This is a genomic window from Streptomyces sp. NPDC005863 (genome assembly GCF_042871345.1).
In the GTDB taxonomy this organism is placed as follows: domain Bacteria; phylum Actinomycetota; class Actinomycetes; order Streptomycetales; family Streptomycetaceae; genus Streptomyces.
In genome coordinates this window covers 338,610-354,192 of record NZ_JBIAII010000005.1, presented here as the reverse complement: position 1 = coordinate 354,192, position 15,583 = coordinate 338,610, and the positions used below count along the sequence as shown (strand labels likewise).

Genomic DNA, 15,583 nt, shown 5'->3' with positions numbered 1-15,583 from the left:
CGGTTCAATGAGAGTGGGGTTCGCGGGACTGGGATCCATGGGCGGCGGGATGTGCCGCCGCCTCGCGGAGCGCGGGTTCGACGTGGTCGCGTACGACGCCGATCCGGGCGTCGCCGCCGCGGCCGGGGAACACCCGGGCGTGCGCGCGGCGCGGGGCGTCGCGGAGCTGGCCGCGCCGGTGGTGGTCACCATGCTGCCCGACGGCGCGGCGGTCCGGCAGGTGGCCGACGAGCTGCTCCCGCACCTCGACGCCGGCTCGCTGATCGTCGACACGGGCTCCTCGGCGCCCGGGGACACCCTCGCCCTCGGGCGCGCGGCCGCCGCGTACGGCGTGGCCGTGGTGGACGCGCCGGTCTCCGGCTCGCCGGCCGCCGCGCGCGCGGGCGAGCTGACGCTGATGGCCGCGGGCGGAGCCGAGGACGTCGTACGGGCGGAACAGGTGCTCGGCGTGCTCGGCCGGGTCCACCGGGTGGGCCCGGCGGGCGCGGGCCACGCGCTGAAGGCGCTCAACAACCTGCTCTCCGCGGTCAATCTGGCCGCCACCGCCGAAGTCATGCTCGCCGGGCGGGCGTTCGGGCTCGAACCCGCGGCGATGCTGGAGGTGATCAACGCGTCGACCGGGCGCAACCACGCCTCGCAGACCAAGCTGCCCGACCATGTGCTGTCCGGCACCTTCGACTCCGGGTTCGCGCTGCGGCTGATGCTCAAGGACATCCGCATCGGCACCTCGCTGCTCGACTCCGCGGGCGGCCCCGCCGCCTTCGGCCACGCCTGCCAGGAGCTGTGGGAAAAGGCGCACGACGACCTGCCGGCGGGCGCCGACAACGTCGAGGTCGTGCGCTGGCTGGAGAACGCATCGGGACGGGAGCTGCGCGCATGACGCACGAGTACGAGAGCGACAACAACCCCCGGCGCGAGAGCGACGGTCCCGCGCACGAGAGCCACCACGGCGGGTGCGAGGCCGCGCCGCGGATCGCGGTCATCGGGGGACAGGTCGCCGCCCTGAAGAAGGCCCGCGCGGCCGGGTTCGACGTCGTCTGGCTGCACGGGCCGCACGAACTCGACCCCGCAGGCCTCGCGTTGGTGGCCGAGGCCCACCTCACCGACTACCGCGACCCTGCGGCCGTCGCCGACCTCCTCGCCGCCGTGCACCGGCACCGTCCGCTGACCCGGGTCGTCTCGATCATCGAGGACGGCCTGGAGTCGGCGGCGGCCGCGACGACGGCGCTCGGCCTGCCCGGCACCGGCCTCGACACCGTCCGCCTGTTGCAGGACAAGCTGGCCTTCCGGGAACTGCTCGCCGAGCGCGGCATCGAGGGCGTCGCCGCACGCCTCGGCCACGGCGAGGCCGACATCCGCGCCTTCGTCGACACGTACGGGGCCGCGGTGATCAAGCCCCGGTACGGCTCCGGCAGCCTGGGCGTGCGGCTGGTGCCGGGGCCCGAAGCGGTGGCCGAAGTGGCGTCCTGGGCGGCGGAGTTCGGGCTGCACACGTTCGTGATGGAGCAGTATCTGCGCGGCCCGGAGTTCAGCGTGGAGGCGTTCAGCTTCGCGGGCGAGCACGTCGTCGTCGCGTACACCGCCAAGGAGAAGCTCGACTCGTTCGTCGAGGTCGGGCACGTACAGCCGGCCGGACTCGACGCGGCGGACACGGCCCGTGTCGACTCGCTGGTGGGCAGGATGCTGGACGCCGTCGGGGTCACGGACGGCCCCTCGCACACCGAGGTGATCCTCACCGCCGAAGGGCCCCGCCTGGTCGAGTCCCACAACCGGCGCGGCGGCGACCGGATCACCGACCTGGCCCACGAGGTGTACGGCACCGACATCGACGCGCTGGGCTTCCTCTGGTACGCGGGCCGCACCGAGCCTCGCACGCCGGGCCCGGCCAGGGGCGGCGGCGCCATCCGGTTCCTGACCGCCGAGCCGGGCGTCATCGAGTCCGTCACCGGCGCCGACGAGGTGCGCGCCGACCCGCGGGTGGTGGCCCTGCAGCTCTCCGTCGCCCCCGGCGACACGGTGGACCCCATCGCCTGGTCGTACGACCGGTCCGGGCTGCTCATCGTCCGGGGCGACTCGGCCGACGAGGCGCGCGACGCGGCCCGTGAACTGGCCGCCCGGATCACCATCAGGACCCGGCCCGGCACGGCGCCCGGCACGCCCCGGCCCATCACGGCGGTGGCCCCCCGGCCCGAGCGGCTGATCGGCACCACGCCCCCGGCGGCGCACTCGTGACCACGGCGCCGCCCACGGTCGGAGCGGGTGAGCTGCGCGCCGCGCTGCGGGGGCACGCCTCGGGCGTCGCGGTGCTCACCGCGGCCACGCCCGACGGCCCCGCCGGGGTGACGATCACGTCGTTCACCTCGGTGAGCGCCGAACCGGCGCTGGTCTCCTTCGCGCTCGCCGGGACGTCCTCGACGTGGGCCAGGATCAAAGGCTGCCGGCGGTTCGGGATCCAGCTGCTCGGTGCGGGGCAACGGGAGGTGGCGGAGCGGTTCGCGGCGCGCGGCGTCGACCGGTTCGCCCCGCCCACCCGCTGGCACACCGGCCCGCACGGGGTGCCGCTGCTCGACGACTGCGCGGCCTGGCTGGTCGGCGCCCGCCACCGCCAACTTACTTTGGGCGACCATGAGTTGATCGTGTGCGTCGTGGAGCACGTACGGATCGGCGCGCCGGGCGGAGGTCTGGTCCATCTGCACGGAGGCCTGCACGCCGCGCCGGGTTCACCCGCGGTGCCCGGTGGCCGACAGAGCTGACTCCCTGTGCGGGACGGCCGCTTGCCGTGCCGCATTGTTGGTTAGGGTGACGGGCAGAGACCGATTGCCGATGCTCGTGGCCAGGCGGGAGCCGGGAAACTGACGGGACACGACCGAAAGCGGACCGGGCGGCCCGCAAGTGCGCCTGGAGTGACGGCGCCAGCCCCCGCCCTGCCCCCTTCGCTGCGCGGCCCGCTCGGGCTGATCGCGCTCCTCGCCACGCTCGTGGTCGGCGCGATCGGGGCCTTGTACGCGGGGCACGGTGAGCCCGGCCGGGTGGACCGGTGGTTCGTCGACCCGACGGCGGACAGCGTGCGGTCGCCGTGGCGCGGCATCGCCCTGGCCACCGACTTCCTGGGCGAGCCCGCGGGCGCGGCGCTGCTGATCGTGGCGGCCGTCGCAGGCTGCCTGCTCCTGCGGCAGCCGCGCGGGGCGGCGCTCGTCGTGACCTCCGCCGCCCTGGCCGTGGGCGCGGCGACGCTGCTCAAGCACGTGGTGGGGCGCACCATTCACGGCGCGGGCAACCTGTCCTACCCGAGCGGCCACACGGCCTTCTTCACGGCGCTCGCCCTCGCGGCGGCGCTCCTCGCGGCCGGCCGGCTCGGCCTCGGCAGGGGAGCCGGTCTGCTCCTCGTGCTCGCCACGGCGCTGGTGGCGGGCGCCGCGATGGGCTGGGCGCAGGTCGCGCTCGGCGCGCACTACCCGACGGACGTCCTCGGCGGCTGGTGCGTCGCGCTCGCGCTGGTGCCGGTGGCGGCGTGGCTGCTCGACGGGGCGGCCGACCGGATGGCATCCCGGCCGGCGGACTCCCGCGAGGGGGAACTCGCCTGACGTTACGTCAGGCGCAGGTACGGGGATCAGGCGATACGGTCCCGCCGGTCCCGTCGGCCTGCTGGCATGCCCACCGGCCCCGCCTGCCCCGGCCCCCTAGCCCCGGCGGGCCGGAACCCGCGCTCAGGTCGCGTACCGCCTCACCCCACCCGTCGGAACGCCAGCCGCGCCGGGCGGCTCCCAGTCAAGGGGTGGGGTCGCCCGGGGGCCAGTGCCTCCGGCCAGGTTGCGTACCGCCTCACCCCACCCGTCGGAACACCGGCCGCACCGGGCGGCCCGTCAGCCATGGGGTGGGGTCGCCCGCGTCCAGTGCCTTTCGGTAGGCCGCGCACGCCTGTGCCACCGTCTCCACCGTGTGGTCGATGTCCGCCTCGGTCAGGGCGCTGCTCACCACGAACGACGGGGCCAGTACCCCGCCTTCCAGGAGTCGGCGCAGGAACAGGGTGCGGTACTCCTGTGACGGGTGGCCCTCCGCGTCCAGCGTGGCGAAGACCAGGTTGCTCGCCCGGCCCCGGACCACCACGTGGTCCGCGACGCCCATCCCCGCCGCCGCCTCGCGGACCCCCGCGGCCAGGCGGTCGCCGAGCGCGTGCAGGTGCGCGGTGACGCCCTCCTCGACGTAGACGGCCTGCACGGCCATCGCCGCCGCCAGCGAGTGCGTCTCCGCCCCGTGCGTCGTGGAGAGCAGGAACACCCGCTCGCCGGAGTGCCGGAAACCGCCCCGCTCCATCAGCTCCCTGCGCCCGGCCAGTGCGGAGACGGCGCAGCCGTTGCCCAGCGCCTTGCCGAAGGTCGAGAGGTCCGGCACCACGCCGTACAGCCCCTGGGCGCCCGCCTCCGACCAGCGGAAGCCGGTGATCATCTCGTCGAAGATCAGCACGCAACCGTGCCGGTCGGCGAGTTCGCGCAGGCCCGCGAGGTAGCCCGGAGGAGGCTCGGTGTGGGTGGCGGGCTCCAGGATCAGGCAGGCCACCTCGTCCCGGTACCGGGTGAGCAGCTCCTCCGTGGCGGCCAGATCCCCGTACGGGAACGTCACGGTGAGCTCGTCCGTCGCCGCCGGGACGCCCGCGGACATCGGCGTCGTCCCGATGAACCAGTCGTCGACGGAGAAGAACGGGTGATCGCTGCAGAGGGCCACCCGGGCCCGCCCGGTGACGGCGCGGGCCAGCCGTACCGCGGCGGTGGTGGCGTCGGAGCCGTTCTTCGCGAACTTCACCATCTCGGCCGTCGGCACGGTGGCCAGGAACCGCTCGGCGGCCTCGACCTCCACGACGGAGGGCCGCACGAAGTTGCTGCCCCGGTCGAGCTCCCGCCGCACCGCCTCGACGACCCGCGGGTGGGCGTGGCCGAGGCTGACCGAGCGAAGTCCCGACCCGTACTCGATGTAGCGGTTGCCGTCGACGTCCCACACGTGGGCGCCGCGGCCGTGGCTGATGACCGGCGCGAGGTGCTCGGGATACTGGTCGTCGCCCTTGGCGTAGGTGTGCGCGCCGCCGGGGACCAGCGCGTGCAGCCGCTCGTTCAGCGCCCGCGACTTCGGGAGCCGCAACTCCCCGGCGCCCGCGGTGTTCTCGGTGTCCACGTCACCCCTCCCGCTGCTTCAGGACCTCGGCGAGGCTCGGCGCCGTCCGGTCCCGCGGGGACACCGACGTCACCGGCAGCGGCCACGGAATGGCGAGCTCCGGGTCGTCGAACGCGATCGTCACGTCCTCGCTCGGGTCGTGCGGCCGGTCGATCCGGTACGAGGTGTCCGCGGTGTCCGTCAGGACCTGGAAACCGTGCGCGCACCCCGCCGGGATGTACACCGTCGTCTGCGTCTCGCCGGACAGGTCGAAGAAGGCCCGGCCCAGATAGGTCGGCGAGTCCTTCCGCAAGTCCACGGCGACGTCGAAGATCCGCCCGTACGAGCACCGCACCAGCTTGGCCTCACCGGCACCGGAGCGCAGGTGCAGGCCGCGCAGCACGCCCCGGACCGAACGGGACACGCTGTCCTGGACGAAGGCGTCCGGGTCGAGCCCCACCGAGCGGATCACGTCGGCGTCGAACGTCCGGCAGAAGAAGCCGCGTTCGTCGGCGTGCCGCTCCGGCTCGAACTGGTACGCGCCGGCGATCGCCGGGACTTCGGTCACTTTCATGGTGCCTCCTGCCGGGGGCGGGACCCGGCGTGTTCGGTCTTCGACTTCGACGTGGTCTTCGACTTCGGCGTGGTCTTCGTCTTCGTGGGGAACAGGACGGCGGTCAACTCCGCCCACTGGTCGGCCAGTTGCGCGGTGGCGGTCCGGTTGCGCTCGGCGAGGGTCCGGCGCAGCCCGGCCGCCCGCTTCTCCAGTTCGCGGAACTGCTCCAACAGCCGGCCGGCGTCGACCTCGCGGGCCGGGTGGCAGTACGCGCCGAGGCCCATCCGGTCCATCAGCGCGTCGCTCTTCGCCGCGTAGCTGAGGGCGAGCGTCGGGGTGCCGGACTTCAGGGCGCAGACCAGGTTGTGGTACCGGGTCGCCACCACGGCGTCGGCCGCCGCCGTCTCCCGCATCAGATCGGCGAGCGAGGCCGCGTCGGCGGCGGTGACCAGCGGCGAGGCGACCGCGTCGAGGATCGCGGTCACCACCGCCCCGTCGACGTCGTCGCCGGTGAGCAGCCGGACCGGCCTGCCCTCCTCGGCCAGCGCGCGGACGAACGCGGTGACCCCGTCGATATAGCGCCGGTGGATCTCCTCGGCCCGGTCGCGGTCGGCGTCGCTGCCGTGGAAGGCCATCACGCCGACACAGACCGAGCCGGGAGCGTCCGGTGCGTCCGGTGCGTCCGACGCCGCGTTCGCCGCCGCCGTCGGCAGGGCGAACGCGAGGTCCGGGTAGACACGGTCGCGCCCGGTGTCCACGCCCATCGCCCGCATCGCGTCACGGGACAGGTCGTCACGGTACGAGCGGTACGCCGCGAGCCGCGCCGACCAGCGGACCAGGGCGCGGGTCGACCGGTTGCGGATCGTGTCCGCGCCGACGCCGACCAGCGCGACCCGGGTGCCGACCAGCCGGCCGCTCGCGCAGAGCAGGAACAGCGCGTACGGGAAGCCCCAGGGCCGCAGCGGCAGCGTGGCCTCCAGGACGCCCATGCCCGGCACGATCACCACGTCGTGGCGGCGCACCCACGCGGCGGTGCGGAACGCGTCGACGAGCTTGCCGAGCCCCTTGCCCGCGACGGCGCCCGCGCGCGAGGCGGTCCGGTACTCGCCGCGGTACCAGTGCAGCCGCGTCGCGCGGATCCCGTACCGTGCGGTGACCGCGTCGGGTCCGCCGCACAGCGCGTCCACGACGGCCTCCGGGTGCGCGGTGCGCAGATGGCCGAGCACGGCTTCGAGCGACCCGTCGTTGCCGAGGTTGCCGGAGCCGAGAAGGCCGAACACCCCGATGCGCACCGGGGGTTGGCCGGTCGACGTCATGCCTGGCGCCCCTCACGGCCTGCGCGCCCCTCGCGTCCTGCGACGAGGTCGTCCACGGAGACGGTGTGCGCGCCCGGGTCGACGGGGGCGCGGTCCTCCACCCGCTCGCCGGCGCCGGGGCGGGCCCGGCTCGCCAGCCACGCGGCCACGTGGCGGTGGCAGGCGCGCCGGTCCGCGGCGGACAGCGGCGCCCGCTGGATCGCCGAGGTGAACCCCAGGACGTACTCGGCGAGCAGCCGGGGCGCCGGGTGCAGCCGGCCCGCACGGCGCGGGTCCAGGTTGACGCACCTGGAGCGCAGCGAGGGGTTCGCGCGCTCGGCGCGGGTGGGGTGGTCGCGGCGGAAGTACAGCAGCTCCGGCACCTGGTGGAAGGGCCCGTGCAGGGTGATCTCGGCGACGAACGTGCGGTCCGCGTGGTGGTAGCTGTCGTGCGGCTTCACCCGGCGCAGCACGTCGGCCCGCATCACCCCGTAGAAGTCGTCGCCGCCCGGCTCGAAGAGCAGACTGCGAAAGCGCTCCGGGGCGCGCGGCGAGTCGGTGGCGAGCCCGTAGGCGTAGGGGACCTTCACCGTGCCGTCGCCGTCGATGACCGCCTGGCCGCTGTGCGCGAGGATCACCTCCGGGCGCTCGTCCAGCGCCTCCACGCACCGCTTCAGCAGGTCGCGCGCGTACAGGTCGTCGTGCGAGGCCCACTTGAACAGCTCGCCGCGGCACTGCGTGAACACGTAGTTGTGGTTGGGCGCGGCGCCGATGTTCCGCGGCAGCCGGAGGTAGCGGATGCGCGGGTCCTTCGCGGCGTACTCGCGGCAGATGTCCTGGGTGCCGTCGGTCGAGGCGTTGTCCGAGATGACCAGCTCGAAGTCCTCGTAGGTCTGGCCGAGCAGGGCGTCGAGCGCCTCGGCGAGGTACTCCTCGCCGTCGTACACGGGCAGGCCGATGCTCAGCCGGGGATGCGCGGTCATGACGTCCTCACTTCGGTAATGGAGTTCTGGTGGTGCTCGCGCAGCGCGGCGCGCAGCTGCAGCCACCACACGGCGGAGCCGCAGACGGTGGCGGCGGCGACGCCCCAGGCCGAGCCGACCGTGCCGGCCGCGACCGCACCGCCGAGCCCGCCGGCGACGTAGCAGGTGGAGGCGAACAGCTGGCTGCGCAGACTGCGCCGGGCCAGGCCGAGCGCGCGCAGGCCGGCCGCGGCGCCGGTGCCGAGTCCTGCGCCCGCGACCCCGAGCGTGGCCGGCACGATGAGCTCGGAGGCGGCGCCCCAGACGTCGCCGAGGGTGAGCTCGCCGAGCCGGTCCGGCATCAGGAGCAGCGCCGCGCCCCAGAGCAGCGCGGCCACCGCCTGCGCGCCGCCCAGCAGGAGACAGAAGGTGCCGAGGCGGTGCGGGGCCCTGCGCAGCACCCGCGCCGCCTCCGCCACGGTGACCAGCGACAGGCCCATCAGCACGGCCATGAACGGGCCGAGCAGGAGTTCGGCGCCGCGGACCACGCCCACCGCGCTGACGCCGACGATCGCGCCGAGGCCGTACGCCCGCAGCTGGGCCGCGCCGCTGGTGCTGACGTTCTCGACCAGGTACCGCAGGCCGAGGTCGTGGTGGTCGTGGAGCCACGCCCGCGCCCCGGTGAGCCGGGGCCGGATGCCGGACTGCAGACACCCGTACACCGCGGCGACGGCGGCCGACGCGCCCCAGGCGAGGACGAACGCGGCCACGCCGCCGACCCGGGCGGCGACCACCAGGGCGGGGACGAGCGCGATGCCCCACACCAGGTCGTTGACGAAGGCCTTGCGCCCGGCGCCCGCCGCGAAGAACGAGTACCGCCAGGCGTCCTGCATCAGCAGCCCCGGCAGTACGACGCCGAGGCCGGCGAACGCGGGCCCCACGCGGCCGCCGACCGCCAGGCCGACCACCAGGCACACCGCGCCGACGGCGGCGCCGACGCCGAGCGCGGTGCCCGACGAGCGGGCCACCGCGGTGCGCCAGGCGGCTTCCGGCACACCGCTGAAGCGCACCACGAGCGGGTCGGTGGCGAGCCCGCGGGAGACGCTGAGCACCACGCCGTAGGTCACCCAGGCGAGACTGAACACGCCGAACGCGGCAAGCCCGAGCGAGCGGGCCACGTAGATCCCCACCACGAAGTTGGAGATGCTGGAGGCCGCCTGGTCGGCGAGGCCCCAGGAGAGCCGGCCGAACATGGCCCGCTTGGCGGTCCGTCCGGTGCTCTGCGGCGGGGCCTGCGGCGTCGTCGTGTGCTCTCCCTCGGTGGCCATCGGCGTCATGCCTTGATCAGTCCGGCGCCGTGCAGGGCGTCGGCCGCCGCGGCGACGGTGTCGAAGGTGAGCCCCGACCGCGCGGCGACGTCCAGCAGGCTGTGCCCGCCGTCGGAGAGGCTGAGCACCCAGAGCATCGCCATCTGCGCCTCCTTGGCGTCGCTGCGGCCACCGAGGGACTCGTACAACCCCCGCCGCCCCAGCTGCGGTTCGCCGTAGGGGCTGAGGTTGACGTAGCGCCGGTTGCGGTCGAGGACGCCGAACGCCGTACGGCAGACGTCGAGCGTGTCCGCCATCGCCTCCGCGGAGACGAAGTCGGGGTTGTCCGCCGACGTGTGGTACTCCGGATAGCTCGCGTACGGCGTCCGGCTGAGCGAGCCCACCCCGAGGTCGAACCCGGGCGAGCAGAACTGCCGCTCGTCGTATCCGTACGGGGTGAACTCCTTGACCTGGTGCGGGCGTTCGGACGCGGCGAGCACATGCCGCAGCACCCGGTCGATCTCCGCGTCGCCGCGCCTGCTCTGCTTGTACGTCAGTTGGCCCGCGTCACCGGCGCAGGCGAGCACGAGCCCGTGCTTGACCCGGTCGATCCGCTCCGCGTTGCGGGCCAGCCAGGTGATGGCGCCGATGGTGCCCGGCGCGAAGATGAACCGGTAGGTGTAGTACGGCGAGGTCCCGGCCAGTGACCGGGCCAGATACGTCGCCACCGCGATGCCGGCCAGATTGTCGTTGGCCAGCGACGGGTGGCAGACGTGGCAGGAGACGATCACCTCGTCCGGCACCTGTCCGGGGATGACGTGCTCGGCGTAGGTCAGATGACCGTCGGCGAGCGTGGAGTCGACGCGCACCTCGTAGTCGCCGTCCGGCAGGGCGTCCAGGGTCTCCTGGGCCAGACAGAACCCCCACTGCGGCTGGTAGTAACTCGTGCGGTACGGCACCCAGTTCGGGTGGTCCGGCAGCGTGTGCAGATGGCTGCGGAGCTCGGCGAGCGGCATCGTCGCCGACACCGGCACGCTGTAGCCGAGCACGTGCAGGCTGGACGCGGCGAAGTCGACGACCCGGCGGCCGGAGGCGTCGGCGACGTACGCGTCCCGGATGTTCCACTCCTGCGGCACCGTCCAGTCGAGGACCTGCGTCCCGGTCGGCACCTCGTGCATGTCCAGCGGAAGATACTCGTCGACGATGCGCAGGGTGGCGCGCACACCGTCGCCGGTGATGCTCCGGCAGAGCGGGTACAGCCGCTCCACCAGTGCGTGCATCTCCTCGCCGACCGCCGTCACGGGCGCCGCCGCAGGGTGTCGTCGACGGTGCCCGCTCCGGAGGCCGCGCGCAGCACGGCGAGACGCGTGAAGCGCTGCTCGAAGTCCTCCTGGGTCAGGCCGTGTTCGCGGTAGGCGTCGGCGAGTTCGAGGGCGCCCTGCCGCACCGTCCACGTGCAGTCGAAGCCGGGCACCGCGGCGCGGAACCGGGAGAAGTCCACCCGGTAGGAGCGCGGATCGGCGCCGTTCTCGCCGGTGATCACCACCTTCGAGCCGGGCACCGACGCGGCGACCTGCTCCGCGATCTCCGCGACCGTGACGTTGTTGGTCTCGCTGCCGATGTTGAACGCCCGGTCGTGCACCGCATCCCGGGGCGCGCCCAGCGCGGCGGTGAAGGCCCGCGCGATGTCGGCGGCGTGCACCAGCGGCCGCCACGGCGTGCCGTCGGAGAGCACAAGCACCTCGCCGGTGAGCAGCGCGTGGCCCACCAGGTTGTTCAGGACGATGTCGGCGCGCAGCCGGGGCGAGAAGCCGAAGGCGGTGGCGTTGCGCATGTACACCGGGCTGAAGTCGTCGTCGGCCAGCGCGTGCAGGTCGTCCTCCACCCGCACCTTGGACTCCGCGTACGGGGTCACCGGGCGCAGCGGGGCGTCCTCGCCGACCAGCTCACCGCCGCCCGCGGCGCCGTAGACCGAGCAGGTGGACGCGTACAGGAAGCGCCGCACCCCGGCCTCGCGGGCCAGCCGGGCCAGCCGCACGGACGCGTGGTGGTTGATGTCGTAGGTGAGCTCGGGCGCCAGCGAACCCAGCGGGTCGTTGGAGAGCGCGGCCAGATGGATCACCGCATCGAACCCGGCCACGTGGTCGGCCGTGACGTCCCGCAGGTCCACCCGGTGCCCCGTCGGGTCGGCGGGCCGCGGGCCGAGGACGCAGTCGGCGAACAGGCCGGAGTCGAGGCCGGTGACCTCGTGCCCCGCGGCCGCGAGGACCGGGGCCATCACGGTGCCCAGGTAGCCCTGATGTCCGGTCAGCAGTACGCGCAAGGTTCAGTCCCCCTGATGGGCGGTGCCCAGATCGAGCGTGAGTTTGGTGACGGCGAACGCCTCGGCGTACCGCGCGTGGCATTCGATGCCGCGGATCCGCGCGAGGCCGAGGAAGGCCTCCCGGTCGTACCAGGGCCGGTGCCGCTGCGAGGGGTAGTGCTCCTGAAGGAGCCGCACCTTCCGCTCGGCGGTCTCCGGCGAGAGCGGCTGGTACGCGGCCATCCGGCCGAGATCGCCGTCCCACTTGACGATCTCGTAGCCGAGTACGAGGTGGTCGCGGAAGGCGGTGGGCACGAGCTGGGCGAGGCCCCGGTGGTCCTGGTGCGCGTCGTCGGTGCGCGGGGCGAGGACGAGGTCGGGGTCGCTCTGCGCGCGCAGCTCCTCGACCGCGGCCTTGGCCTCCTCCCAGTGCGTGGGGAGCCGGCCGTCCGGCAGCTTGAGGACGGTAAGCCGCAGGTCGGCGCCGGGGCAGAACGCGGCGAGCGCGGCCCGCTCCTCCTGCTCCCGCTCGCCGCCCCCGCCGGAGAGCACCAGCGCGTCGACGCGGACGCCCGGCCGGGCCAGGCACAGCGTGAGCAGCGTGCCGCCGGCGCCGATGGCGATGTCGTCGCAGTGCGCGCCCACCGCGACGATCCGTTCGAGGCGCCCGGCCCCGAGCCGGATCACGCGCGCACCCCGGCGTCCGTCGGTACGCCGTCGCGCTCCCACACGGCCCACGGGCGCTCGCCGCGGGTGTACGCGGCATCCAGCGCGGCCCGCTCCTTGACCGTGTCGGTCGGCTTCCAGAAACCGCGGTGCTGGTGCGCCACCAGGCGGCCCTGCTTGGCGAGTTGGCCGCATCCGTCGGCGACCAGGTCGCCGTTCTCCGGTATGTGGTCGAAGACCTCCTGGCGGAGCACGAAGTAGCCGCCGTTCTCCCACAGCGGCAGTTCACTGACCGCCGTGATGCCGCCCACCAGGTTGTCCTCGCCCAGCTCCACGCAGTGGAAGGACGACTGCGGCGGCACCACCATCATCGAGGCGCCCGCGTCCCGCCGGGCGAACCGGTCGATCATCTCCGGCAGCGGGGCGTCGGTCAGCACGTCCGCGTAGTTGGCGAGGAACATCTCGTCGCCGTCCAGGTGGTGGCGGACCCGCCGCAGCCGCTCGCCGATCGGCGACTCGATGCCGGTCTGCGCGAACGTGATCGTCCAGTCGGCTATGTCGGTGGACAGCAGCTCGGTCCTGCCGCCGCGCAGCACGAAGTCGTTGGACGTCGTCTCCTCGTAGTTGAGGAAGAAGTTCTTGATGTGGTGCGCCCCGTACCCCAGGCACAGGATGAACTCCTTGTGCCCGAAGTGCGCGTAGTAGCGCATGACGTGCCAGATCAGCGGCCGCGGGCCGACCATCGCCATCGGCTTGGGCATGTCGTCGGCGGCCCCGTCGCGCATCCGCATCCCGTAACCGCCGCAGAACAGAACGACCTTCATGCTGTGGCCTCTTTCGAAGACGTGGCGTCGACGACGCTCAGTTCCGGGACGGGGAAGACCAGGCGGCCGCCCCACTCGTGCACGTAGGACAGCTGCTCGACCAGCTCGGCCCGCAGGTTCCAGGGCAGGATCAGGACGTAGTCGGGCCGGTCGGCGGCGATCCGCTCGGGCGGCAGGATCGGGATGCGGGTGCCCGGGGTGAACCGGCCGTGCTTGTACGGGTTGCGGTCGACCGTGTACGCGAGCAGGTCGGGCCGGATGCCGCAGTGGTTGAGCAGGGTGTTGCCCTTGCCGGGGGCGCCGTAGCCGACGACCGTCTCGCCGCGCTCGGCCGCCTCGATGAGGAATTTCAGCAGGTCCCTGCGGACCTTGGCGACCCGGGCGGAGAACTCGGTGTACCCGGAGAGGTCCTGGAGCCCGGCGGCCTTCTCCCGGTCCAGGACCTCGGCCACCTGCCGTGACGGCTCGCCCGCGACCTCGGCGGGGCGGGCCCACAGCCGGATGGAGCCGCCGTGCGTGGGCAGCAACTCGACGTCCACGAGGGCGAGTCCACCGCTCGCGAGCGCCCGCGCCGCCGAGGCGACCGTGTAGTACTGGAAGTGCTCGTGGTAGATCGTGTCGTACTGGTTCTCCTCGATCAGGGTCAGCAGGTGCTGCACCTCGATGGAGACCCAGCCGTCGTCGGCGACCAGGGCGCGCAGCCCCTCGGTGAACCCGACCACGTCCGGGATGTGCGCGTACACGTTGTTGGCCACGACCAGGTCGGCCGGACCGTGCTCGGCGCGGACGGCCGCGCCCGTCTCGGGGCTCAGGAACTCCGTGACCGTGGGCACGCCCGCCTCCCTGGCCGCCGCACCGACGTTCACCGACGGCTCGACGCCCAGGCAGCGGATCCCCCGGTCCACCACGTGCTTGAGCAGATACCCGTCGTTGCTCGCGACCTCGACCACGAAGGCGTCGGCGCCGAGCCCCACCCGCTCCACGGCGCCGGCGACGAAGGTGCGCGCGTGCTCCACCCACGACGTCGAGAAGGAGGAGAAGTACGCGTACTCCTTGAACGTCTCCTCCGGCGTGATCAGCGGCGGGATCTGCGCGAGCCAGCACTCCGTGCAGACCCGCAGGTGCAGCGGGTACGCGGGCTCCGGCTCGTCCAGCCGGTCCGCGGCGAGAAAGCTCTCGCACGGCGGGGTCGCCCCCAGGTCGACGACGCTCTCCAGCGCCGCCGAGCCGCAGAGTCGGCATCGTGTCATCTAACTGCCCCCATCCCTGCCCGTACGGGTGTCCCCGCCACGAGCCCGTGTTTCCGTTCCCCCTGCCGGCGACGGACCGTTCCCGTCTCCGGCCCGCACCGCGATCGCGGCGCGATACCCCTCCACCAGGCGGTCCAGGCCGACGGCGGGGCTGAACCCCTGCTCGTACCGGCCGCGGGCCGCCCGGCCCATCTCCCGGTTGCGGTCCCGATCGACCGCGATCCGGCGTATGCGGGACGCGAGCGACGCGGCGTCGCCCGGCCGGTGCAGCAGCCCGGTCACCCCGTCCTCGACGAGCTCGACGAAGGCGCCGTGACCTGCGGCGACGGCCGGCACGCCGGCCGCCATCGCCTCCACGACGACCAGGCCGAAGGCCTCCAGCCAGGTCGAGGGGGCGACCACGGCGACCGAGCGTGCGAGCGCCTTGCGGCACTCCGCGGTGTCGTACAGGCCGACGTAGCGCACGTCGTCCCGGCCCGCCGCCCACGCCGTCACCTCCGGCTCCAGCGGGCCCGTCCCGGCGATCACCAGCGGGACGCCCACGCCGCCGTCCGCCGCGAGCTCGTCCCACGCGGCCATGAGCAGCCGCACGCCCTTGGCCTCCGCGAGGCGGCCGAGGTAGAGCAGGTGCTCGCCGTCGCCCGCCCGGCGCTCCTCCGGCTCCGGCACGAAGTTGTGCTTCACGGCGAGGCGTTCGGCGGGCATGCCGGCCGCCACCAGGACCTCGCGCTGCGCCGCCGAGATGCAGAAGAACCGCTCCACGCCGGTCCACCACCGGCGCCGGTTGACCGACAGGCTGACCGCCAACGGCACGGTCGCGAGGCGGGAGTTCCGGTAGCAGCCGTGCCGGACGGCGGGCAGCGGCGAGGCGCCGACGCACTCGGTGCAGGGCTTGCCGTCGCGTTGCAGGGTGCCCGGCGGGCAGATCTGCGTGTAGTTGTGCAGCGTGGCCACGGCGGGCACGCCCGCGTCGGCGCAGGCGGCGATGACCGCGGGCGAGAGCAGCGGGAAGACGTTGTGGACGTGCACGACGTCCGGGCGCTCGGCGCGCAGCCGGGCGGCGAGCTCCGAGCGGACCGCCGGGTTCCAGGGCACGAGCAGCGGCACCGCGACCTTGCCCGGCAGGGACCGGGCGGCGATGGTGTCGCTGCGCCGCTCGAACAGCTCGACATGGTGGCCGGCCGCGCGCAGCAGCTCGATCTCCTGGTCGACGACCTTGTTCTCGCCGCTCGGCTGCGCCGAGGCGTAACGGTTGTGCACCACGAGGATGCGCACG

At 73.8% G+C, this 15,583-nt stretch carries 15 protein-coding genes; 4 read left to right on the top strand and 11 right to left on the bottom strand.

Annotated elements, in window-relative coordinates; all coding sequences use genetic code 11:
* Positions 1–7: 7 nt before the first annotated feature.
* The 4 genes from ACFYO9_RS20630 (at position 8) to ACFYO9_RS20615 (ending at position 3,584) form a co-directional block, all read left to right on the top strand.
* Positions 8–880, top strand: a complete 873-nt coding sequence (locus ACFYO9_RS20630) for an NAD(P)-dependent oxidoreductase (protein WP_358777752.1) — start codon at positions 8–10, stop codon at positions 878–880.
* On the top strand, positions 877–2,232 hold the full coding sequence (locus tag ACFYO9_RS20625; protein ID WP_358777751.1) for an ATP-grasp domain-containing protein: 1,356 nt from the start codon (positions 877–879) through the stop codon (positions 2,230–2,232). Before ACFYO9_RS20630 ends, ACFYO9_RS20625 begins: the two co-directional genes overlap by 4 nt.
* Positions 2,229–2,753 (top strand): flavin reductase family protein, encoded by a 525-nt coding sequence (locus tag ACFYO9_RS20620; protein ID WP_358777750.1) that lies wholly within the window; start codon positions 2,229–2,231, stop codon positions 2,751–2,753. The genes ACFYO9_RS20625 and ACFYO9_RS20620 overlap by 4 nt, the downstream gene beginning before the upstream one ends.
* A 150-nt stretch (positions 2,754–2,903) precedes the next feature.
* Positions 2,904–3,584: a phosphatase PAP2 family protein gene (locus ACFYO9_RS20615; protein ID WP_358777749.1), complete on the top strand. Its 681-nt coding sequence runs from the start codon at positions 2,904–2,906 to the stop codon at positions 3,582–3,584.
* 238 nt (positions 3,585–3,822) lie between these two features.
* On the opposite strand, the gene ACFYO9_RS20610 is transcribed toward ACFYO9_RS20615, so the two are convergent.
* The 11 genes from ACFYO9_RS20610 to ACFYO9_RS20560 are packed head-to-tail and all read right to left on the bottom strand — an operon-like array spanning position 3,823 to position 15,582.
* Entirely contained in the window at positions 3,823–5,166 is a 1,344-nt protein-coding gene (locus ACFYO9_RS20610; protein WP_358777748.1) for a glutamate-1-semialdehyde 2,1-aminomutase, read from the bottom strand.
* A gap of 1 nt (position 5,167) precedes the next feature.
* On the bottom strand, positions 5,168–5,719 hold the full coding sequence (gene rfbC / locus ACFYO9_RS20605; protein ID WP_355804579.1) for a dTDP-4-dehydrorhamnose 3,5-epimerase: 552 nt from the start codon (positions 5,717–5,719) through the stop codon (positions 5,168–5,170).
* Positions 5,716–7,017 (bottom strand): polysaccharide pyruvyl transferase family protein, encoded by a 1,302-nt coding sequence (locus ACFYO9_RS20600; protein WP_358777747.1) that lies wholly within the window; start codon positions 7,015–7,017, stop codon positions 5,716–5,718. The genes rfbC and ACFYO9_RS20600 overlap by 4 nt, the downstream gene beginning before the upstream one ends.
* Positions 7,014–7,979 carry a glycosyltransferase family 2 protein gene (locus ACFYO9_RS20595; RefSeq protein WP_358777746.1) on the bottom strand — a complete coding sequence of 322 codons (966 nt, stop codon included), beginning with the start codon at positions 7,977–7,979 and terminating at the stop codon, positions 7,014–7,016. The genes ACFYO9_RS20600 and ACFYO9_RS20595 overlap by 4 nt, the downstream gene beginning before the upstream one ends.
* Complete coding sequence (locus ACFYO9_RS20590) at positions 7,976–9,295, bottom strand: hypothetical protein (RefSeq protein WP_388666476.1); 1,320 nt, start codon at positions 9,293–9,295, stop codon at positions 7,976–7,978. The genes ACFYO9_RS20595 and ACFYO9_RS20590 overlap by 4 nt, the downstream gene beginning before the upstream one ends.
* A complete protein-coding gene (locus ACFYO9_RS20585; protein ID WP_355804590.1) occupies positions 9,292–10,545 on the bottom strand; it encodes a DUF4910 domain-containing protein in 1,254 nt (417 codons plus the stop codon). The genes ACFYO9_RS20590 and ACFYO9_RS20585 overlap by 4 nt, the downstream gene beginning before the upstream one ends.
* 17 nt (positions 10,546–10,562) lie before the next feature.
* Positions 10,563–11,588, bottom strand: coding sequence for an SDR family oxidoreductase (locus ACFYO9_RS20580; protein WP_358777744.1), 1,026 nt, complete (start codon positions 11,586–11,588; stop codon positions 10,563–10,565).
* Between the two features lie 3 nt (positions 11,589–11,591).
* Positions 11,592–12,254, bottom strand: coding sequence for a PIG-L family deacetylase (locus ACFYO9_RS20575; RefSeq protein WP_358777743.1), 663 nt, complete (start codon positions 12,252–12,254; stop codon positions 11,592–11,594).
* A complete protein-coding gene (locus tag ACFYO9_RS20570; RefSeq protein WP_355804599.1) occupies positions 12,251–13,057 on the bottom strand; it encodes a glucose-1-phosphate cytidylyltransferase in 807 nt (268 codons plus the stop codon). The genes ACFYO9_RS20575 and ACFYO9_RS20570 overlap by 4 nt, the downstream gene beginning before the upstream one ends.
* Positions 13,054–14,307 (bottom strand): class I SAM-dependent methyltransferase, encoded by a 1,254-nt coding sequence (locus tag ACFYO9_RS20565; RefSeq protein WP_358777742.1) that lies wholly within the window; start codon positions 14,305–14,307, stop codon positions 13,054–13,056. The genes ACFYO9_RS20570 and ACFYO9_RS20565 overlap by 4 nt, the downstream gene beginning before the upstream one ends.
* A complete protein-coding gene (locus ACFYO9_RS20560; RefSeq protein ID WP_358777741.1) occupies positions 14,308–15,582 on the bottom strand; it encodes a glycosyltransferase in 1,275 nt (424 codons plus the stop codon).
* Between the last annotated feature and the right edge of the window lies 1 nt (position 15,583).